Annotated in this window: 16 protein-coding genes; 11 read left to right on the plus strand and 5 right to left on the minus strand. The window is 73.0% G+C overall.

Annotated elements, in window-relative coordinates; all coding sequences use genetic code 11:
* Window positions 1–426 precede the first annotated feature (426 nt).
* On the minus strand, window positions 427–1,203 hold the full coding sequence (locus G446_RS21445) for a transposase family protein (protein WP_342664161.1): 777 nt from the start codon (window positions 1,201–1,203) through the stop codon (window positions 427–429).
* Window positions 1,204–1,816: 613 nt separating this feature from the next.
* Here G446_RS21445 and G446_RS0111900 point away from each other — a divergent pair.
* The 3 genes from G446_RS0111900 (at window position 1,817) to G446_RS17700 (ending at window position 5,008) form a co-directional block, all read left to right on the plus strand.
* Window positions 1,817–2,665, plus strand: a complete 849-nt coding sequence (locus G446_RS0111900; RefSeq protein WP_026410312.1) for a hypothetical protein — start codon at window positions 1,817–1,819, stop codon at window positions 2,663–2,665.
* A 39-nt stretch (window positions 2,666–2,704) separates the two neighbouring features.
* On the plus strand, window positions 2,705–3,640 hold the full coding sequence (locus G446_RS17695; RefSeq protein WP_051285972.1) for a hypothetical protein: 936 nt from the start codon (window positions 2,705–2,707) through the stop codon (window positions 3,638–3,640).
* 159 nt (window positions 3,641–3,799) lie between these two features.
* Window positions 3,800–5,008 carry an adenylosuccinate synthetase gene (locus G446_RS17700; protein ID WP_051285973.1) on the plus strand — a complete coding sequence of 403 codons (1,209 nt, stop codon included), beginning with the start codon at window positions 3,800–3,802 and terminating at the stop codon, window positions 5,006–5,008.
* A gap of 252 nt (window positions 5,009–5,260) precedes the next feature.
* Here G446_RS17700 and cas6 read toward each other — a convergent pair whose 3' ends face one another.
* The 3 genes from cas6 to dacB form a co-directional block, all read right to left on the minus strand.
* Window positions 5,261–6,073 (minus strand): CRISPR system precrRNA processing endoribonuclease RAMP protein Cas6, encoded by an 813-nt coding sequence (gene cas6 / locus G446_RS0111915; protein WP_026410313.1) that lies wholly within the window; start codon window positions 6,071–6,073, stop codon window positions 5,261–5,263.
* 1,082 nt (window positions 6,074–7,155) lie between these two features.
* Window positions 7,156–7,710, minus strand: coding sequence for a hypoxanthine phosphoribosyltransferase (hpt, locus tag G446_RS0111925; RefSeq protein WP_026410314.1), 555 nt, complete (start codon window positions 7,708–7,710; stop codon window positions 7,156–7,158).
* 178 nt (window positions 7,711–7,888) lie between these two features.
* Window positions 7,889–9,283, minus strand: coding sequence for a D-alanyl-D-alanine carboxypeptidase/D-alanyl-D-alanine endopeptidase (gene dacB / locus G446_RS0111930; RefSeq protein WP_026410315.1), 1,395 nt, complete (start codon window positions 9,281–9,283; stop codon window positions 7,889–7,891).
* Window positions 9,284–9,459: 176 nt separating this feature from the next.
* On the opposite strand from dacB, the gene G446_RS0111935 reads away from it, so the two are divergent.
* On the plus strand, window positions 9,460–9,960 hold the full coding sequence (locus G446_RS0111935) for an inorganic diphosphatase (protein WP_026410316.1): 501 nt from the start codon (window positions 9,460–9,462) through the stop codon (window positions 9,958–9,960).
* Between the two features lie 97 nt (window positions 9,961–10,057).
* Here the strand turns inward: G446_RS0111935 and G446_RS17705 are convergent, their stop codons facing one another.
* Window positions 10,058–11,770, minus strand: coding sequence for a C40 family peptidase (locus tag G446_RS17705; protein WP_342664162.1), 1,713 nt, complete (start codon window positions 11,768–11,770; stop codon window positions 10,058–10,060).
* Window positions 11,771–12,042: 272 nt separating this feature from the next.
* Here G446_RS17705 and G446_RS0111945 point away from each other — a divergent pair, with 272 nt between their 5' ends.
* From G446_RS0111945 to G446_RS0111980, 7 genes are all read left to right on the plus strand, one after another.
* Complete coding sequence (locus G446_RS0111945) at window positions 12,043–13,395, plus strand: O-acetylhomoserine aminocarboxypropyltransferase/cysteine synthase family protein (protein WP_026410317.1); 1,353 nt, start codon at window positions 12,043–12,045, stop codon at window positions 13,393–13,395.
* A gap of 103 nt (window positions 13,396–13,498) precedes the next feature.
* Window positions 13,499–13,669 carry a hypothetical protein gene (locus G446_RS0111950; protein ID WP_169721290.1) on the plus strand — a complete coding sequence of 57 codons (171 nt, stop codon included), beginning with the start codon at window positions 13,499–13,501 and terminating at the stop codon, window positions 13,667–13,669.
* Window positions 13,670–13,768: 99 nt separating this feature from the next.
* Window positions 13,769–14,947 carry a homoserine O-acetyltransferase MetX gene (metX, locus tag G446_RS0111955; protein WP_026410319.1) on the plus strand — a complete coding sequence of 393 codons (1,179 nt, stop codon included), beginning with the start codon at window positions 13,769–13,771 and terminating at the stop codon, window positions 14,945–14,947.
* A 197-nt stretch (window positions 14,948–15,144) separates the two neighbouring features.
* Window positions 15,145–17,637: an MprF family protein gene (locus G446_RS17710; protein WP_051285974.1), complete on the plus strand. Its 2,493-nt coding sequence runs from the start codon at window positions 15,145–15,147 to the stop codon at window positions 17,635–17,637.
* A 13-nt stretch (window positions 17,638–17,650) separates the two neighbouring features.
* Window positions 17,651–19,060 carry an alpha/beta hydrolase gene (locus G446_RS0111965; protein ID WP_245574692.1) on the plus strand — a complete coding sequence of 470 codons (1,410 nt, stop codon included), beginning with the start codon at window positions 17,651–17,653 and terminating at the stop codon, window positions 19,058–19,060.
* A gap of 716 nt (window positions 19,061–19,776) precedes the next feature.
* Entirely contained in the window at window positions 19,777–20,061 is a 285-nt protein-coding gene (locus G446_RS0111975) for a transposase (protein WP_026410321.1), read from the plus strand.
* Complete coding sequence (locus tag G446_RS0111980; protein WP_026410322.1) at window positions 20,058–20,942, plus strand: IS3 family transposase; 885 nt, start codon at window positions 20,058–20,060, stop codon at window positions 20,940–20,942. The genes G446_RS0111975 and G446_RS0111980 overlap by 4 nt, the downstream gene beginning before the upstream one ends.
* Window positions 20,943–20,984: the final 42 nt, after the last annotated feature.

Consider the following 20,984-nt stretch of genomic DNA (forward strand, 5'->3'; position numbering starts at 1 on the left):
GTCTCAATGCACCTACAGGTGCGTGGTGCTCCCTGACCCTGGCCTCCGAGAGTGGCGGAATGACGCCACTTCGAGGACCCGGATCGCAACCGGCCCCGGGAGCACCCCTCCGGACCAGCCAGCACCGGGGCCAGACTAGCACATAGTGGCGGAATCACGCCATGCGCACCCGACGGCCCTCCGAGCCCTCCGCGCGCCGACTTCCAACCAGGTCATGCGGAAAGGTCGGCATTGAAACGCCTTACAGCAAACATGTAACATGACACCCTGTTCGCCATACCGCCTCACTGGCCACAACAGCACCTCCAGCACCAGCCGGTCCGACCCCGCCGAGGCTGCCCCGCACCCCGACCGAACCCAACGCGGACGCCCCCGCCCCGACCGGGACGAGCACGATCCCCCGACCATTCCGGCGAACCCGGAAGGTTATTCAGGGGGTGGTCTTGAAGGAATAGAGTACGAGTGCTGCGGTGATGGTCTGCTCGAATGTTTCCAGGGGCGACGGTAGGCGGCGTGGAGGATTCTCCAGGATTTGATGTGGGCGATGGTGCGCTCGACGACCTGGCGGATCTTGTTGACGCTCCTGTTCTCCTCCTTCGCATTCTCGTCGAGTTCTCCTTTGGGGGCTTCTTGTGCGGTGTGATCACCCCCCCTGCCGATATAGACCTTGTCGCCGATCCATCCGGAGGGATCCATTCCCTCCAGCAATCCGGAGGCGTCCAGTGCGGCCACGTCGTGCATGGACCTCGGATAGGGGCCCCCGGGGCCCACACGAACCCTCCGTTGGGCCGGACCAGGATCTGGACGTTCATGCCCGAGCGCCCGTGCTTGACCGACCACGGATCGCGGCGCCTGCGCCAGTCCGGGCAGGGGAGGAGGGTGCCGTCCACCACGTAGTCGCAGTCCTCGGGCACCTCCTCGGCCGTGAGCAGAAGGACCGCCGGGGTCCGGAAGATCGCCTCCGTCAGGGCCTTGATGACCCGCGAAGCAGTGGGCCGGCACACGCCCAGAAACTCTCCGATCACCGCCTGCACGATGTTCTGGCGCAGGTACATCGAAGTCGCCCGCGGCGACCCGGACAGGCCCGGGACGGCGGGTATCCTTCGACCCCCTCCTCGCGCAGCCGGGCGAGCAGCCCGTCGAACTCGTCATCAGTGGCCCGTGGTGCACTCCATGGTGATGGCCCACTCCTTCCGGGGCCATGGGGATGTTTCTTCTACGCCCATGATACCCCACGGGGGTGGGCCATCATCATATCGCCTCCCGAAAATGACCCAAGACACCCCCAGAATAACCTTCCCGGACGAGGCCGCCGTCGGACATCCCGCACAGCAGGAAAACTATTCAAAGGACCTCCGGACTTATTTTCGAGCCCCGACCCTCAGCACATCGATCAAGAACCTGATCCCCGTCGAATCCGCTGCGCTCGACCCGCAGTATTACGGTGCGCGAGTACGCACCGGAAAGTGCGGCGCGGTCGCGCACGCCAGCGCAAATATTCCCGGGGTCACGCGCTTCCGCGTGAAAAAGACGAACGCCAAGCGCACGCCCCCTATATTCACGTCATCACCGCAGAATAGTGCCGGGCGCCGGCACCGCCGCCCCGTCGAACGCTTTCCGCCGCCCACCGTCCCCTCCCCCGCGCCGCCGACTCCCCGGCCCCTTCGACCCGGCGCCCGCCGATCTGGTACACATGCACCCAGCCGCCCCGACGGACACCGGCGCCGACCCCGGCGCCCCGACCGCCGTCGGGCGTCCCGCCGACGGGCCGACGGCCCCGCGGCCGGCGCCCGTTCCGCCGCCCAGGAAAGGACCGATGACCATCATCGACACCGTGCTCGCCGCCACCACCTGGAACGACCTGCCCGGCTACCCCCGCGACGCCCGAGGACTGCGCCGGCTCCAGCGCGAGCTCCACCCCGACGTCAACCCCGACCCGCGGGCCGCCGACGCCTTCGCCCGCGTCGGGGCCCTCTTCGACGCCCCCGACGTCGTCGTGCACCTGGCCCGCGGCCGCAAGCGCTCCGGCGCCATGGAGTGGGACCTGGGGGCCGGTAACGAGGACCTGGCCGCCACCGCCGTCGTCGCCGCCCGGGACGTGCTGCGCCAGCCCAACCCCGACGGCTCCGCCCCGACCGTCCAGTGGGTCCCGGCCCCGGCCGTCTCCGGGCACGTCCTGACCTCGACCCACGGCCCCGGGTGGTGGCCGCTCACCGACTTCCCCGCCCTCGACGCCCGCACCGCCGCCTGGGTGTGGAACCGGCTGCTCGCCGTCATCCACCTGGCCGAGCGGGCCGGGTGGATCCACGGCGACATCGCCCCCGGCGTCATCGCCCTGAACCCCGTCGAGCACGGACTGCGGCTGGACGGCTGGTGGACCGCGGTCAGATCCGGGCACCGCCTCGTCGTCGCCCCCACCTCGGCCACGCCGCCCGCCTACAAGGCCGGCAAACCGGCCGACGTCCGCCTGTCCCTGGCGCAGGCCGCCTCCTCGCTCCTGGAGTGCTCCACCCCCTCCCCGAGGATCGGGGAACTGCTGCGCGAGACCGGCCTGCGCCCCGCCGGCCTGCCCAAGACGCTCGAACTCACCCGCACCGCCCTGCACACCGACTTCGGCCGGCGCTCCTGGCACGAGCTCGCCGCGCCGAGCGCCGTCGCCATCTGACCATCGATTCAACCGCATCAGCACAGCAAGGAGACACGAATGGGATCCGGAACCTGGTCCTCCGCCACCTACAGCGCCATCTCCGGCGCGAAGATCCGCGCGGGGGCGACCTTCGACTACTCCGCCCGCGCCACCGGCGTGCACGAGAAGCTCGACCCCAAGCGGCTCAACGCCGCCGGCCAGAACATCCGCGAGTCGCGCGACTCCGACGAGCACCCCGCCTCGACGCCGATCATCGTCGGCTTCGACGAGACCGGCTCCATGGGCAGCATCCCGCGGCTCGTCCTGACCAAGCTCAAGACCCTCTTCTCCCTGCTCGTCGACAAGGGCTACGCCACCGACCCCCAGATCGCCGTGGCCGCCTACGGCGACGCCGCCAACGGCGAGCGCGCCCCGCTGCAGATCAGCCAGTTCGAGTCGGACAACCGGATCGACGACAACCTCGACCTCATCTACATCGAGGGTCTGGGCGGCGGCAACAACGGCGAGACCTCCAACCTGCTGCTGTACTACGCGGCCACGCACGTGAGCACCGACGCCTTCGACAGGCGCGGCCGCAAGGGCCACCTCATCATCATCGGCGACGAGCGCCAGGTCCCACTGACCTCCGAGATGATCCGCACCTACGTCGGCGACGAGCAGCCGCTGCTCGAGGACATCTCCTTCGAGGGCATCGCCCGCGCCGTCACCGAGAAGTGGGATGTGTGGATCCTGCTCATCAACAACGCGGCGGCCCGGATGCAGCACAGCGAGGCCTTCTACACCGACCTGTTCGGCCCCGACCACGTGCTCGTCGTCGAGGACCCCGGCACCATCGCCGAGACCATCGCCGCGCTCATCGGCTACGCCGAGGGCCGCGACGCCGCCGCCATCGCCGACGACCTGACCGAGGCCGCCGGCAAGGAGGTCGCCGTCCGCGTGGGCCGCGCCCTGGCCGGCGTCGGCGACGGGCGCGGCCCGACGGCGCTGCGCTGAGGCCGCGCCGCTGTCCGATGACGGCGCCCCGGCCCGCTGGCCGGTGGCGGCATGCGGCGGCGCCCGCCAACCGGCGCCGCGCCACTGCCCGCCCGTTAGCGCCCCGCGCCGCCCGCCGGCGGCGTCGTCGGGCGGCGCGGCCGACCCGGAAGGATGACCGTGATCGATATCGTCGTCGGCCTGGGATGGGGCGACGAGGGCAAGGGCGCGACCGTCGACGCCCTCGTCGCCGCCCGGGGCGTCGGCAACACGCTGCGCTTCAACGGCGGGCACCAGGCCGCCCACAACGTCGTCGCCGACGGCGTTCACCACACCTTCTCGACCTTCGGGTCGGGCTGCCTGGCCGGGGCCGCCTCCTGGATCGGGCCGCGGTGCACCATCGACCCGCTGGCCGCCGTCAACGAGCAGCGCGCCCTGTCCCGGGCGCTGGCGGGCGGGGGCTGGGACGGCCGATCGGGAGCCCCGGATTCCCGGGCCTGTCCCCCGGCTCCCCCGGATTCCGGGACCGGCCGACTGGACCCCCCGGGCACGCCGGGCTCCCCGGACCGCCGCCGCCCGACCCCTCCGCCCGCGCCCAGGGTTCGCGTCCACCGCGACGCGCTGGTCACCACGCCGCTGCACGTCATCGTCAACCGGGCGCGCGAGTCCGCCCGCGGGCCGGAGCGCCACGGGTCCACCGGGACCGGATTCGGCGAGACCATCGCCTACGCCCACCGGGGCTTCGCGCCGCTGCGCGCCGGCGACATGGGCGACCCGGACCTCATCGCCGACCACCTCGCCCGGTACGCCGAGCGCAGCGACCTCATCGAGAGCGTCGACGCCGACTGGCTGACCCGCATGGCCCAGGACCTGCGGTCCTGCTTCGCCCGCGTCTACGACGTCGTGACCGACGAGGAGCTGCTCGACATGATCGCGACCGGCGACGTCGTCATGGAGGGCGCCCAGGGGCTCATGCTCGACCAGGACCTCGGCACCCACCCGCACACCACCTGGTCCCGGACCACGCCGGCCTGGGCCGTCGAGCTGTGCGAGCGCGCCGGCGTCGGCCGCCGCGTCCGCGTCGTCGGCGCCATGCGCACCTACGCGACCCGCCACGGGCGCGGGCCCCTGCCGCACGAGGCCGACCTCGGCGTCGTCGAGGCCCACAACACCACCAGCCGGTGGGCCGGGGAGTTCCGCACCGCCCCCTGGGACGCCGAGGTGCTGCGCTACGCCCTGGACCGCGTCCGGCCCGACGTCATCGCCCTGTCGCACCTGGACGTGTTCGACGACGTGCTCATGTCCGCCCCCGGCGAGACGGTCGGGCTGCCGCCCGTCCTCATCTTCGCCCACGGCCCGGACCGCCGCGACCGCACCCTGGCCGGCTGACGGCCTCGCCGTCGGCGACGTCGGCGGACGGGAGGCGCCGCCGGACGCCACCGGACAGGAAGTGCTGCGCGGGCGAACTGGAGCCGGCCTCGCCGTTTTTCGCGAGCGCGCAGGTTTCCAGTCGAACGCGCACCTCCCAGCCGCGCGTTCGACTGGAAACCTGCGCGCTCGCGAAGTCGGGTATCCGGCTGGGGCCGGGACCGGGGCGCCTCCGCGCCTGCCCCGCCCCGCGCCCCGCACCCCGTGCCCGCCTCAGCTGGCGCCGTCGGGCACGACGTCGATGACGCCCATCCCGAAGCCGGTGTGCGAGCCGACGTTGGCGTAACGGGCCAGCGCCATGAGGCGGGAGAAGACGGCGGTCGCCTCCGAGCCGGTCGGCCCGCTCACGCGCAGCCGGCCGGCGCGGGCCGGGATGCGCCGGTCGGACAGGCGCCCGCGACCGTCGCGGACGGGCATGCCCAGCGCGACATCGACGCGGAAGGTCGAGTCCCGGGTGGTCAGGACCGCGTCGAGGCGGTCGCGCTCGGGCAGCCACGGCGCGGTCCGCGGCGACCACCGGCGCCAGCGGGAGTGGAGGCTGGTCGCCAGGTTGGCGGGCGTGAGGCCCGCGATGTGCTCGCCGCGGGAGGTGAAGACCGTGGGGGTGACGATCCGGATGTCCCAGGCGGTGTGCGCGTCGGCGGCGGCCAGCTCCTCCCAGGCGGCCCGCTCCAGGATCTGGGCCTCGGCGGCGACGGCGACGGAGGTGCGCGCCCCTCCGTCGCCCACCGGCAGGACGCCGCCCCAGGAGAGCCAGGCGTCGAGGGTGTCGAGGAGGCGGTCGTCCAGGAAGCGCAGCTCGACGCCGAAGGCGGTGTCCGACTGCACCATCTCGCCCAGGCTGTAGGGCTTGGGTGCGGCCAGGCCGTGCGGCGGGCGGTGGGCCAGGGCGGGGAAGGCGGCGGCGCGCGCGGGGTCCAGGCCCTCGGGCAGGTCCAGGACGCGGCCCCAGGCGGCGTGCAGGCGGCGGGGCGTGGCGGTGACCGGCGCGTCGACGTCGAAGCGCACGTACACGGTGGCGGGCACGGGCTCCTCCTTGCTGTCCGACGGCGCGGGGCGGCGCGGCCCGGGTCGCGCCGGGCGGCATGCGGCCGGTCGTGCGGCGCGGGCACGGGCGCGACTATCGTCTCATCGGGGGTCAAGTCTCTTGGTGCGGCGTTCTTCCGGTCAGGTGGTGATGGTGGCGGGCGGGACGCCCCGGCCCCGGTTCTGGCGCTCCGGGAGGATCGTTCGCGTCCGCACGCCGGACGTCACCGGTGGCATCCGCATGATTCCGCGGTTTCATCGAGGCGGTCGCCGGGTGCGGGGCGGAACGATCCTCCCGGAGCGCCATTTCTCACGATTCGCGGGCCGTCGCCCGTCATCGCGACCCCCCGCACGCGCACAGCGTCCCGTTATTCGAGGTCAGGGCGGCCATGACCCGTACGCGGCCCCGCACGCGCACGACGTCCCGGACGCGGACCGCGGCCGCCGGCGGCGGCGGACGGGACGCGGACCCGGCGGGGCGCACCACTGATTGCGGGGTGTTGCACATTGGAGGGCGGCTCCCCCGCGGGCTGACTCCGGGTTTCCCGCACGATTCCGCGGTTCTCACTGGAACGTCGATTTCCAGTGCACGGGCTCCCATGTGCAGACAGGGGCTCTCTGCACATGGGAGGATTTCAGCGGCGTTGAATGCTGGGGAGTTTCCGCATGATTCCGCCGATCCGCCGCCAACCGGTTCCGATCGAATGTGCAGCACCGCCTCCACCGACCCGATGCCGCACATCCGACCCCGGCAGCACCGCCCCAACACCGCGAGCCCAACCCCGGTCGGACCGGCAGCCGCCCGGGAGGGCAGGTTCTGCACACCCCGGGGGCCAGCCTTGGCGTTTTGGGAGGATCGTTCCGGCCCGCCCCCGGAGGGCGCGGCGCACGAACCGCGGAATTATGCGGAAACCGGCGGGAGCGTCCGACGGGCCGGCGCGAACGATCCTCCCAGAGCGCCATTTCCGCGCCTGCCGTCCGCCCCGGTCACCGACACCTGATCCGCCCTAACCACCGACACCCGGCCGGGACCGCCACCGACCGCCCCGATCACCGACGCAACACGCGGCCGCCGTCGTCGTTCAGCCGCCGTAGACCTCCGGCTTGAGGGTGCCGATGAAGGGGATGTTGCGGTAGCGCTCGGCGTAGTCCAGGCCGTAGCCGACGACGAACTCGGGGGGGATGTCGAAGCCGACGTACTTGACGTCCACCTCGACCTTGGCGGCCTCGGGCTTGCGCAGGAGCGTGGCGATCTCGACGCTGGCGGCGCCGCGGCTGGAGAGGTTGCCCGCGAGCCAGGACAGGGTCAGGCCGGAGTCGATGATGTCCTCGACGATGAGGACGTGGCGGCCGGTCAGGTCGGTGTCGAGGTCCTTGAGGATCCGCACGACGCCGGAGGACTTGGTGCCCGAGCCGTAGGAGGACACGGCCATCCAGTCCATCTGGACGTCGTGGTGGAGGCGGCGGGACAGGTCCGCCATGACGTAGACGGCGCCCTTGAGGACGCCGATGAGCAGGAGGTCCTCGCCCTCGTAGTCGGCGTCGATCTGCGCGGCCATCTCGTCCAGGCGCGCGGCGATCTCCTCCTCGGTGATGAGGATCTGGGCGAGCTCATCGGTCATGTCCTGGGCGTCCATCGCATCTGCCTCCTCAGCGGCGGGCCTCGGGAGAAGTCTTCCACGCCCGTCCGGCGGGCGCGAGTCGCGGCCGGACCCGGCAGAACAGGGGCGGCATGCATCGACTCGCGTGTCTTCTCCGCCGGTCTCGCGCGCCGTTTCCGCCGGTTTCGGTGAGGGCGGTCGGGCGGGGCGCGCCTCAGCCCCGGCAGCCGCAGCCGGAGAGTGGGACGATGAGGTCGTTGTCCATGGCGGTGCGCGCGGACCACATGCCGCCCTCCGGGAACCCGTCGATGATGACGGAGTACGCCAGCAGCCGCCCGTCGGCGGTCACGACCGTGCCGGTCAGCGAGACGGTCTGGTCCAGCGAACCGGTCTTGGCCCGCACCACCCCGGCGGCGGAGGTGCCCACGTAGCGGTCGCTGAGCGTGCCGTCCAGGGCCCCGACCGGCAGGGCGGTCAGCAGGTCGCGCCCCACGGTGCCGCCGTCGGCCCCCGCCGCCCGCGCTATGATCTGGGTGAGCAGGTGCGCTGGCACCTTGTCCCCCTTCGCCAGGCCGCAGACGTCGACCAGGGTCAGGCCGGTCACGTCGAAGCCGTCGGCCTGGAGCTGCTCGCGCACCGCCTGCGTCGCCCCCGTGAAACTGGCCTCGCGGCCGGTCGCGGCCGCCAGAACGCGGCCCTCGACCTCGGTCATGGTGTTGTCGGAGGCCTTGATGGACACGGACAGGACGTCGGCCAGCGGCGCGGACTGGACGGAGGCGAGCTTGGTCGCACCGGCGGGCGCCGCCGCCCGCGTCACCTCGCCGGTGACCGTGATGCCCGCGGCGCTCAGCGCCTGGGAGAAGGCCCGGGCCGCCTCCATGGCGGGGTCGGCGGGGTAGCCGGTGCTGCCGTAGGCGGTCACGTCGACCATGATCGGCTGGATCTGGCCGACCCACGCCTCGTTGCCGGACTCCCAGCCGGAGTTCCACGCCGGGCCGGTGAACAGGGTGTCGTCGAGGGCCACGCCGACCGAGGTCACGCCCTGCCCGGTCAGCTCCGCGGCGGCCGCCCGCGCGAGGTCGCCGAGGCCGGCGTGCCCGACGACGGCGCTCGGGTCGCCCGCATCGGCGGCCAGGAGCACATCGCCCCCGCCGACGAGCGTGACCGTGCCCCCGGACAGGACGGCGCGGGTCTCCATGCGGTGGCCCCCGCCCAGGGCGGACAGCGACGCCCAGGCGGTGAGGACCTTGTTGGAGGAGGCCGGGGTGAGCGGCACGGAGGCCTGGTGGTCGACGAGCTCGGTCCCGGTGGCGACGTCGATGACCGATACGCCTGTGGTCGCCCCGGGGATGAGCGAGTCGCCGGCCAGGGTCCCGGCGTACCCGCTCAGGACCGTGGCCGACGGCGTCGGCGCGTCGGCGGCCAGGCCGGTGATCTGCGGGCCCGGCGCCTCGACGGGGCTCGGGGTGGGGAAGGGCTGGACGGCGTAACTCGGCTCCGCCGCGCTGAGCGGCCCGGGAGCCAGGTCGAGGGCGTCCGCCAGCCCGTAGTAGGCGCCGCCGACGACGAGCGTCGCGGCGGTCAGGACGGCGATGGTGGCCTTGCGCACGGCTCCTCCGAAGATGAGAGGTCACGGGATTCGGCTTGATGGTTCGCCTCGATGGGCATCATTGTAGGCCACACTAGTGCCATCGGGGCCGTCCCCCCTTGAGCGGCGCCGCTTCGCGAGGCGGTGGATCGGGGCGGCGGCCGGGGCCGGCCATGGACGACAATGAAGGAGCCACCGTGGAGTTCGACGTCACGATTGAGATCCCCAAGGGCAACCGCAACAAGTACGAGGTGGACCACGACACGGGCCGGATCAAGCTCGACCGCATGCTGTTCACCTCCACCCGCTACCCCGATGACTACGGCTTCATCGACGGCACCCTGGGCGCGGACGGCGACCCGCTTGACGCGCTCGTGCTCCTGGAGGAGCCCACCTTCCCCGGCTGCCTCATCCGCTGCCGCGCCCTGGGCATGTTCCGCATGCGCGACGAGAAGGGCGGGGACGACAAGGTCCTGTGCGTGCCCAGCGCCGACCAGCGCGCCTCGTGGCGCACGGACATCGAGGACGTCAGCGAGTTCCACCGCCTGGAGATCCAGCACTTCTTCGAGGTCTACAAGGACCTGGAGCCGGGCAAGAGCGTCGAGGGCGCGCACTGGGTGGGCCGCGAGGAGGCGGAGGACGAGATCCGCCGCTCCTACGAGCGCGAGGCCGAGCGCGTCGCCCGCGAGGGGCGCTGAGGCGGCCGACGGCGCCGGGCGGATGCGGTGACAGCGCGACGACGGCGGGTCCGGGCCCCGTTGGGGGTCCGGACCCGCTTCGCGTCCGCGGAGGCGCTCAGGGGCGCACGGCGTAGGGCATGGCCCCGTAGTAGCGCATCGAGGTGACCCGCACGGTCATGCCGAAGGTCGGCGCCTCGATCATCTGGTCGTCGCCCAGGTACATGGCCACGTGGTAGATGCCCGACTGCGTCCCGTCCTCGGACCAGAACACGAGGTCGCCCGGCTGCACGTCCGACAGCGGCACCTGCAGTCCCTCTCCGTACTGGACGCGCGAGGAGTGGGTGAGGTAGATGCCCGCGGGGTTGTAGGACAGCATCGTCAGGCCGGAGCAGTCGACGCCGTCGTAGGACTCGCCCGCCCAGACGTAGGGCACCCCCAGGAAGGAGTAGGCGGTGTTGATGGCGGTATCGGCCCCCGCCCCGTACTCGTGCTCCGGGGCCGGCTCGGGCTCCGGCTCCGGCTCCGGCGCGGGCTCGGGTTCCGGCTCGGGGGCGGGCTCGGGCTCCGGCTCGGGCTCCGGGGCGGGCTCGGGCTCCTCGGCGGCAGGCGGCTCCTCCGGCTCCTCCGGCTCCTCGGCCTCGGGGGTCGGCTTCGGGGCGGGCTCGGGCTCCTCGGCCTCGGGGGTCGGCTCCGGGGCCGGGGAGGGCGTGGGCGACGGCGTCGGGGTCGGGGTCGGGGTCGGGGTCGGCTCCGGGGTGGGCTCGGGCGTCGGGGTGGGCTCGGGCTCGGGCGCGGGCGACGGCGTCGGGATCGGCGCGGGCGAGGGCGTCGGGGTGGGCTCGGGCTCCGGCGCGGGCGAGGGCGTCGACGGCTCGGCCGCCGCCGTCGGCGCCGGCTGCGACTCGGGCGTGGGCTCCGGCGCCGGCTGCGCGGTGGCGGAGGGCTCGGCCGACGGCGTCGCCGGCGTCGACGGCTGGGCGGTGGGCTGCTGATCGGCCGAGGACTGGGCGGCCGCCGCCCGCTGCTGCTGGAGGGCCTCCCTGGCGGCGGCCTCCTCGCGGGCCCTGCGATCGGCCTCGAGCCGGTCCTGGTACTGGGTCTCGAGCTCGACGGTGGTGTTGCGCTGCTGGGCGAGCTGGGAGATGAGATCGGCGCGCCGGTCCTCGGCCTCGGTGACCGCCTTCACCGCGTTCTGCGCGGCGGTCTCCGCATCGGTCTTGGTCTTCTCGGCCTCGGCGGAGGCGGTCTTCTTCTCGACGACCTTGTCGTTGGCGATCTCCTTCATGGTGTCGGCGACGGCCTGCAGGGCCTCGACGTTCTGGACCTCGATGATGGAGCTCTCCCCCGCCCGGGTCAGGACGACCCGGGCCTCGGTGAGGTCGGCGAGCGAATCGCTCGTCAGGAACGGGGTGAGGAAGTCGAGCGGGTTGCCGGCCTCCTGATAGGTCGCCACGACGACGGAGCCGAGTCCGCTGCGGGCGGTCTCGGTCGCGGCGGCGGCGTCGACCGCGTTCTGCTCCGCGGTCTTCGCCTCGGTGGTGGCGGTGTCGAGCTCGTCGAGGGCCTGGAGGTAGTCCTCGTTGGCCGACTGGGCGGAGATCTGGGCGGTGTCGCGGTCCGCGCTGAGCTGGGAGATCTGGACCTCGAGGTCGGCTATGGACGTGGAGGTCGTCTGCTCCTGGTCCTTGGACTTGTCGATGTCGTCCTGGGTCACCTGGTCCGCCGTGGCGATCGGGGCCAGGAGGCTCGCGGTCATCGTCAGGGCCGCGACGGTCAGGGAGGTGTGGGTGATACGGCGGCGCCACCGCGCTGTCAGTGTCCGGCTCACATCGTCTCCATCGTTGTCCGACGCGCCCTCCGAACGGACACGTCTTCACCTAGGACAACATTAGCCACATTCGCCGCCCAAGAAAACACCTACAACAGTTTTCACAGGGATCACAGTCGGCCCAGTGGTGCGCCGACCGCGCCTTCGCCGCACCAGCGCGCCGATCCCGCCGGTCTGTGAGTCCTCTCACGACACCCGTGCGGTTCCCGCTCCGCGGGCGGCGGCCGCCCGACTACTGTGAGCCGAGAACCCGAGACCGCCCAGGAGCACCCATGACCCAGCCCAGCGCACCGGCCCCCACCCCCGCCGACCCCGACGGGTGGCGCTTCGAGACCAAGCAGGTCCAGGCCGGCCACACCCCCGACTCCGACACCGGTTCGCGCGCGATCCCCATCTACCAGACCACCTCCTTCGTCTTCCCCAGCGCCGCCGAGGCCGCCGACCGCTTCGCGCTCAGCTCGCTCGGGCCGATCTACACGCGCCTGGACAACCCCACCAACCAGATCGTCGCGCGCCGCATCGCCGCTCTGGAGGGCGGGGTGGGCGCCCACTTCGTCGCCTCGGGCTCGGCCGCCGAGGCCCTGACCCTCCTCACCCTGGGCGGGCAGGGCTCGAGCGTCGTCGCCTCGCCGTCGCTGTACGGCGGCACCGCCAACCTGCTCACCCACACCCTGCCGCGCCTGGGCATGACCGCGCGCTTCGTCGCCGACCCGGCCGACCCCGACGCCTGGGCGGCCCTGGCCGACGAGACCACCATCGCCTTCTACGGCGAGTCCATCCCCAACCCCAAGGGCGACATCCTCGACATCGAGCCGATCGCGGCGGCCGCCCACGCCGTCGGCGTCCCCCTGGTGGTGGACAACACCATCGCCTCGCCCTACCTGACCCGGCCCATCGAGTGGGGCGCGGACATCGTCGTGGAGTCGGCCACCAAGTTCCTGGGCGGGCACGGCTCCTGCGTGGCCGGGGTCGTCGTGGACTCGGGCAACTTCGACTACGCCGCCGACCCCGAGCGCTTCCCCGGGTTCAACACCCCCACCGAGTCCTACAACGGCCTGGTCTACGCCCGCGACCTGGGGGTCGGCGGGGCGCTGGGGGCGAATATGGCCTTCATCCTCAAGCTGCACACCGAGGGCCAGCGCGACCTCGGCTTCGCCGCCAGCCCCTTCAACGCCTTCCTCGTCGCCCAGGGCATCGAGACCCTCTCGCTGCGCATGGAGCGGCACGTGGACAACGCCCTGGCGGTGGCCCGGTGGCTGACCGGCCGCCCGGAGGTCGCCTCGGTGCGCTACTCCGGCCTGCCCGACTCCCCCTACTACGAGCTGCACCGCAAGTACTGCCCGCGCGGGGCCGGCGCCGTGCTCACCTTCGAGCTGGCGGGCGGGCGCGCGGCCGGGGCCGCCTTCATCGACGCCCTGGCCCTGTTCTCCAACCTCGCCAATATCGGCGACGTCCGCTCCCTGGCGATCCACCCGGCGACGACGACGCACTCCCAGCTCGACGACGACGCCCTGGCCCGGGCCGGGATCACGGCCGGCACGGTGCGCCTGAGCGTGGGCATCGAGCACATCGACGACATCCTGGCCGATCTCGAGCGGGGCCTGGCGGCGGTGGCCGGGGCCTGAGGACGACCCGGGCCGGCCGGGCCGGTCAGCCGGCCGGGCGGGGCCTGTACACCTACCTGCTGCCGTTCGCCGCGAGCGCTCGGTGCAGATCGTCGCCCGGCTCATGGCCGCCATATACATCGGCTCCGCCGTCGGCTCGGCCCTCGGCGCCGACCTGCTCGCCGACCGGCCCGCGACGGAGCTCCCCGGCTGGGCCCTGATCGCCTCCGGCGCCGCCACCGCGGCGGCGCTCATCCTCGCCGCTGCGCTCCCGTCCGCGGACGAGGCCGGCTGAGCCCGCCGCGGGCGGGCCCGACCGGGGGCCCCGCGGCCCCCGGACGCCGCCGTCGGCGCGTTCTCGCTCCGCACCCCGGGCGCGGGCCACAATGATCCCATGAGTGTGTCGCAGCCCCCGGCCCCCGGCGTCGGCTCCGCCTCGGCCAAGCTCGTCGACCGCCGCGCCGGCTCCCCCACCGGCGCCTGGCGGCCCGGCGACGACCCCGGCCGCCGCCGCTTCCTGGAGATCGGCGACATGCCGCTGGAGTCCGGGGAGGTCCTGCCGGGCACCGTCCTGGCCTTCGAGACCTGGGGCGAGCTCACCCCGCGGCGCGACAACGCCGTCCTGGTCCTGCACGCCCTGACCGGCGACTCGCACGTCACCGGCGAGGCGGGCCCCGGGCACCCCACCGCGGGCTGGTGGGGCACGCTGGTGGGGCCCGGGCGCGCCATCGACACCGAGCGCCACTTCGTCGTCGCCGCCAATATCCTCGGCGGCTGCCAGGGCTCGACGGGCCCCTCCTCCACCGCCCCCGACGGGCGCCCGTGGGGGTCGCGCTTCCCGTGGCTGACCACCCGCGACCAGGTCGAGGCCGAGACCCGCCTGGCCGACGCCCTCGGCATCGACGCCTTCCACCTGGTCATCGGCGCCTCCCTGGGCGGGCACCGCGCCGTCGAGTGGGCGGCCGGGCACCCCGGACGGGTGCGCAACCTGGCGCTCGTGGCCACCGGCGCCTCGACGACGGCGGACCAGCTGGCCTGGTGCCACCTCCAGGAGCTGGCCATCGTCGCCGACCCCTACTTCTTCGACGGCGACTACTACTCCCACGCCGTCGGCCCCGTGCGCGGCCTGGGGCTGGCCCGGGCGCTGGCGCACACGACCTACCGGTCCGCCGCCGAGCTCGACGCCCGCTTCGGGCGGGCCCACCAGGGCGACGAGGACCCCGCCGTCGGCGGGCGCTACCAGGTCGAGTCCTACCTCGACCACCACGCCGGCAAGCTGCTGGCCCGCTTCGACGCCAACTCCTACCTCATCGTCACCCACTCGATGATGGTGCACGACGTCGGCGCCGGGCGCGGGGGCACCGAGGCGGCGCTGGGCGCCATCACGGCCCGCACCCTCGTCGTCGACGTCGACTCCGACCGCCTGTTCCTGCCCGGGCAGGCCGAGCAGCTCGCCCGGTGCATCCCCGACGCCCGCCGCCGGACCGTGGCCTCCCTGCACGGCCACGACGGCTTCCTCATCGAGGCCGACCAGATGGACGCGATCCTGCGCGAATTCCTCGCCGGGGCCTGAGGGGCCGGCGCGCCGATCCGCAGGCGCCCCGCGCGCGCCGGTGCGCAATCCCACACCGGCAGCGGTTTCCGCCGGTCCCGCGTGACTTTTCCGCCGGTTTCGCGTGCTGTTCCCGCCGGTCTCGGCGATGATGAGGAAAAAGAAGGAGACGGTTTTCCTTCGCTGGAGGGAGGCTCTCGGGGCCGACTGGGTCCACGATGGGCCCCGTGCCTTCACACTCCGACCTCGACGCCCCCGTCGCTCATCGCATACGCCCGCGCCTGGTCGCCGCCGCCCGGACCGGGCGGGCCTGGATCCGCAGCGGACGGGTCTGCGCCGTCCTCGCCGCGCTGCTCCTCATCGCGTTCCTGGCCCAGAACCGGATCCCCGGCTCCCCCGGCCACCGCCCGCGCTCCAATTGGCTGGCGGCGGACCCGCACCACCCCGAGCACCTGTGGACCCTGGTGACGGCCTGGATGAGCTCGCCCCGCACCCCCCTGATCGGGCTCCTGCTGCTGCTGACCCTCGGCATCGCCATGGAGCGCCGCCTGGGAGCCCGGCGCTTCCTCGTCACCGCCCTCCCCTCCCACGTCTGCGGCGTCGGCCTGGCCCTGGTGTGCCACCCGATCATCGCCCCGATGTGGCCCGCCTGGGGCCGGCAGCTGCTCTCGCGCTCGGTGGCCGGCGTCGGCCTGCTCCTCCTGGGCCCGTTCATGGTGGTGGCCGGGACCATGAACGCGACGTGGAGACGGCGCATCCACTGGCTCACCCTCCTCGCCGCGATCCTCATCGTCGGCGTCACCGGCAAGCCCACGGCCATCGCCTGGCTCGGCGCCGTCAGCGCCGGCATCGTCCTCGCCGGCCCCCTGGCCCGACCGCTCACCCCCGACACCGCGATCCCCTCGACCCCGCACTCCGAGCGCAACATGGTGGCCCTCATCGTCTGCGCCTGGGCCGGGGTCCTCATCCTCACGGTCCTGTCCAGAGAGCCCTTCGGCCCACTGTCGGACGCCCGGACGGGGATCCTGCCCACCTCGTTCGGCGTCCACCACAAGCTGGGCGGCACCGTCCTCATCCTCATGCCGCTGTTCCTCCAGCTCACGCTCGCCGACGGGCTGCGCCGCGGGCGCCGCGCCGCCGCCGTGGGCACGATCGCCCTCCAGGGATTCCTGGCCCTGTGCTCCGTGCTGTCGGCCGCGGCGATCGGGCTGGAGACGGAGTCGGCGCTGCGCCCCATCTCCCCGTCCTGGCTCGCCTCCAAGCACCTGATCCTGCCCCTGGCCCTCAATATCGCCGTCATCCTCCTGGTGGTGTGGAACCACGACCACCTGAGGCTGCACACCCGCCCGGGGGTCATCCGGACCGCGATCGGCTTCTGGGTGCTGAGCGTGATCGCCCTCGGGGCGCTCAGCGTCGTCCTGGGCGGCGCGGCGACGCGGCAATTCACCCCCACCGCCACCCTGCCCGACCTGGCCATCGACTACGTCATCAACCTGCTGCCCGCCTCCGCCGTCGGCTTCCTCGTCCCGGTCCTGACCCCCGTCGGGCCGCTGGCCCACGTGGCCGCCGTCTGGTGCCCCGCCGCCGCCTGGGCCTCGGCGATCGTCTGCACGTGGGCGGCGCTGCACAAGCCCGCCGTCACGGCGTCGGCCAGCCGGGCGGACCTGAAGGCGCTCGTGCGCACGCACGGGGCCGGCACCCTGGGGTGGATGCTCACCTGGCCCGGCAACGAGGCCTGGACGAGCCCGGACGGGGAGTCGGGCTTCGCCTTCCGCGCCGGCTCCGGCGTGGCCCTGACCCTGAGCGACCCCGCCGCGGACCCCGAGAGGATCCCCCGGACGGTGGAGGCCTTCGCCCACTACGCCCACCAGGCGGGGATGGTGCCCGCCCTCTACTCCGTCCACGAGCCCACGATGCTCGCCGCGCGCAAGCTCGGGTGGACGGTCCTCCAGGTCGCGCAGGAGGCCGTCATCGACCTGCCGGACCTGGCCTTCCGGGGCAAGGCCTTCCAGGACGTGCGCACCGCCCTCAACCACGCCGGCCGGGAGGGCATCACCGCGGTGTGGACCAGCTGGGACGAGGCGCCCGACGGCCAGCGCGACCAGATCCGGGCGATCTCGCAGAGCTGGGCGCGGGACAAGGCGCTGCCGGAGATGGGCTTCACCCTCGGGGGCCTGACCGAGATCGACGACGACGAGACCCGCCTCCTGCTGGCGGTCGACGCCGAGGGCACCGTCCAGGCCGTCACCTCCTGGATGCCGGTCTACCGGGACGGGCGGGTCATCGGCCTGACCCTGGACGTGATGCGCCGCCGCGAGGGCGGGTGGCGCCCCGCCATCGAGTTCCTCATCGCCCGCGCCGCCCAGGACGCCCAGGCGCGCGGGCTGGAGATGCTGTCGCTGTCGGGGGCGCCCCTGGCGCGCTCGGGCCCCTCCGGGGACCTCAACGGCGACGGGACCGACGACGTCGGCGCCGCCCGCTTCGACCCCATGCTCGACCTGCTGGCCCAGATGCTGGAGCCGGCCTACGGCTTCGCCTCCCTGCACTCCTTCAAGCGCAAGTTCTGCCCGCGCACCGTGCCCATGTTCCTGGCGGTGCCCGACGTCGTCCACCTGCCGGCCGTCGGGGTGGCCATCGCCCGCGCCTACGTGCCCAAGCTGACGGCGGCGCAGGCCGCCCGCTTCGCCCAGGTGGTGGCCGCCCGTGGTTGAGACTATCGCGGCCGTGACGCGGCACGTGCGCCTGCTCAGCCCGTGGGTCCCCTGGGCCTGCCTGGGCGCGCTGGTGCTGGTCGTCGCCCTCCTGTGGTGGACGCGCACGAGGCACCTGCCCCCCCTGCGCCAGGCGGCGGTCCCGGCGGCGGCGCTGGCGGTCACCGCCGTCGCCTGGCTCATCGTCGAGGTGATCTGGCACCCGGTGGCCGAGGGCGCCGGGAGCGCCGTGTGGGCCTGGACGGGCGGGGTCATCCTGGTGGCGTGCCAGATCCTCATGGGCGGAGGCCCCGCGACGGGCGGGGACTCCGCGGCGGGCGCAGACCCCGCGGCGGGCGCAGACCCCGCGGCGGCCCGGGAGCGCGCCCGCGCCCGCCACCCCCGGCTCGCCCGGATGGCCGGCTCGGGCGCGGGCCTGGCGGCCGCGCTGGCGGCCGCACTGCTGGCCATCAACGCCTTCTTCGGCGCCTACCCCTCCCTCGCCGCCGTGCTGGGTCTCGGCGTGCCGACGACGCCCCTGGGCTCCCTGCCCGCCGCGGCGCCGCTGCCCCGCGCCCCCGAGCGCGGCGCCGGGCCGCTCCTGGCGAACTGGACGGCGCCGTCGGACCTGCCGGCCCAGGGCGCGGTGGTCACGGCGACGGTGCCCGCGGGCGACCAGTCCGGCACGCGCGGCTTCAAGCCGCGCCAGGCCTTCCTCTACCTGCCCCCCGCCTACCTGACCGCCCAGCGCCCCGCCCTGCCGGTGCTGGTGCTCATGGCGGGTCAGCCGGGAAGCCCCAGGGACTGGTTCGAGATCGGCCGGCTCAAGGAGACGATGGACGCCTATGCGGCGGCGCACGCGGGGCTCGCTCCGGTCGTCGTCGTCGTCGACCCCCTGGGCAGTCCCTACCGCAACCCGCTGTGCTCGGACACTCCGCGCGGGGGGCGGGCGGCCACCTACCTGCAGCAGGACGTGCCCACGTGGATCACCACGCACCTGCAGGTCGACCCGGACCGCTCCCACTGGGCGATCGCGGGCCTGTCCAACGGCGGGACCTGCGCCCTCCAGGTCGTCACCCGCGCCCCGGAGTCCTACCGCACCTTCCTGGCGATGAGCCCCGAGGAGCACCCGACCCTGGGCGGCGAGCAGCGCACGATCGACCGCGGCTTCGGCGGGGACCGCGCGGCCTACGAGGCCAACGACCCGCTCAGCCTCATGGCCGCGGCGCCGCCCGGCCGGTACGACGGCGTCTCGGGCCTGATCTCGATCGGCGCGCAGGACGAGGAGTACGCGTCCGCGGTGCCGGCGCTCGTGAACGGGGCGCGCGGCGCCGGCATCGAGGTCGACACGCGCCAGTACGAGGGCGGGCACGGGTGGGCCGTGTGGTCGGCGGCGCTGGCGGACCAGGTCGACTGGCTGGGGGAGCGGCTGGGCCTGGTATGACGGCCCGGTGTGACGGCCCGGTGTGACGGCCCGGCGCGATGTGGGCCCTGGGCCCGGACGCCGGCGCTGCTCCGCTCGCGGACGCGGGCCCTGACCTGGGCCCGGGCGCCGGCACGCGCCGGGCACGAGGTCGCCGCTCCGGGTCGTCTGCCACGCCTTTTTCCCTCTGCTGCGCTCCTCCGCCCTTCGCTACGCTCCCTTTTCTCGTACAGTGAAGGGTCAAAGAGGCAAGAGGGAAAAGGGCGTAGCGGACGCGGGCCCGCCGGGCGAGTTCCCCGGTGCGGCGGTGCCCGGGCGAGTTCCCCGGTGCGGCGGTGCCCGGGCGAGTTCCCCGGTGCGGCGGTGCCCGGGCGAGTTCCCCGGTGCGGCGGTGGTTCTCGCCGACCTCCTCCACGGCGTACCGCGGGCGGGGCCGGTGGCGGGCAGTCTGGCGAGACAAAAAAGGTGGCCAGCGCATATCTTTCACCCCCGGTCCCGCACCCCTCCCGCCCCGAAGTGGCGCAATGACGCCATTCCCCATGAGCGCGGGAGCCGCCGCACCCCCGAAAGTTAAGCGCCGGCCACCTTTTCCACGCCCTCGACGCGCCCGGCGGCGCCCGCGCCGGTGCAGTACTCGACGCGCCCGCCGCCGGACACCGCCAACGCACCCGGGTGGAGTGAGCGGAGTCCTCTGGACTTGGGAAGAGTTTCTTCCCGTGACAGGATAGGATGAGTTCATGACCAGAACCAAATACTCCGATGAGTTCAAGGAGCAGGTCGTTCGCGAGATCCTGGAGAAGGAGCGCACGATCGCGTCCGTGGCCGCCTCCTACGACCTGGTTCCGCAGACCGTGGGGGTCTGGGTCGCCAAGCGCAGAAGGAAGGACGCCGAGGCCCAGGACCCCGAAGCCGCCGCCGAATCGGCCGAGATCGCCAGGCTGCGGGCGGAGAACAGGGAGCTGCGGGCGGAGAACGAGTTCTTGAAAAAAGCAGCGGCCTTCTTCGCGAAAGAACGTCGGTGAGCGAGCGCTACGAGCTCATCCGCCGCGAAGAAGGCAACTGCCCAGTCGCATCCATGTGCAAGCTGGTCGGAGTGTCCAAGTCCGGATACTACGACTGGCTCGGCCGGCCCGACTCCGCCACGAAGGTCAGAAGGAGGAAGTTGACCCTGATGGTCGAATCCGAGTTCAACGCCTCGGACATGACCTACGGGTACCGGCGCGTCACCGCCGCACTGCACCGCAAGGGCGTGACGGTCTCGGCGGACACGGTCCGCTCCATCATGCGCGAGAAGGAGCTGAGAGCCGCGCAACCGCGCCGGAAGGTCCGCACCACCGTCCCCGCCGACGACATCGACACCCGCCCCGACCTCGTGGGCCGGGACTTCACCGCCCGGACCCCCGGACTCAAATGGGTCGGGGACATCACGTACATCCGCACGTGGGTCGGGTTCGTGTACCTGGCCACCGTCCTGGACTGCTGCACCAAGAAGGTCATCGGCTACGCCATGGCCGACAACATGAGAACCGACCTCGTCTGCGACGCCATCGATATGGCCGTGCGCCGCTGCCCCCACCAGAAGAACGTCACGATCTTCCACTCCGACCGGGGCAGCCAGTACACCTCACAGCAATTCGCCCGGCACCTGGAGCACCACAAGATCCGCCCCTCCGTAGGCCGCACGGGAGTGTGCTGGGACAACGCCTGGGCCGAATCATTCAACGCCACCCTGAAGAACGAACGCGTCCACCGCACGGTGTACCCCACACGAGAAAAGGCCATCAACGATGTTGCCTCGTGGATCGAACTGACCTACAATCACACACGGCTCCACTCAACGCTCGGCTACCGCACCCCCAACGAGGTCGAACACGAGCTGAGAAGCCGCAAACACGCAGCCTGAGACCACCAAAAACCACGGTCCGAGAAACACCGAGCACTCCAC

This window comes from Actinomyces dentalis DSM 19115, from assembly GCF_000429225.1.
Lineage (GTDB): Bacteria > Actinomycetota > Actinomycetes > Actinomycetales > Actinomycetaceae > Actinomyces > Actinomyces dentalis.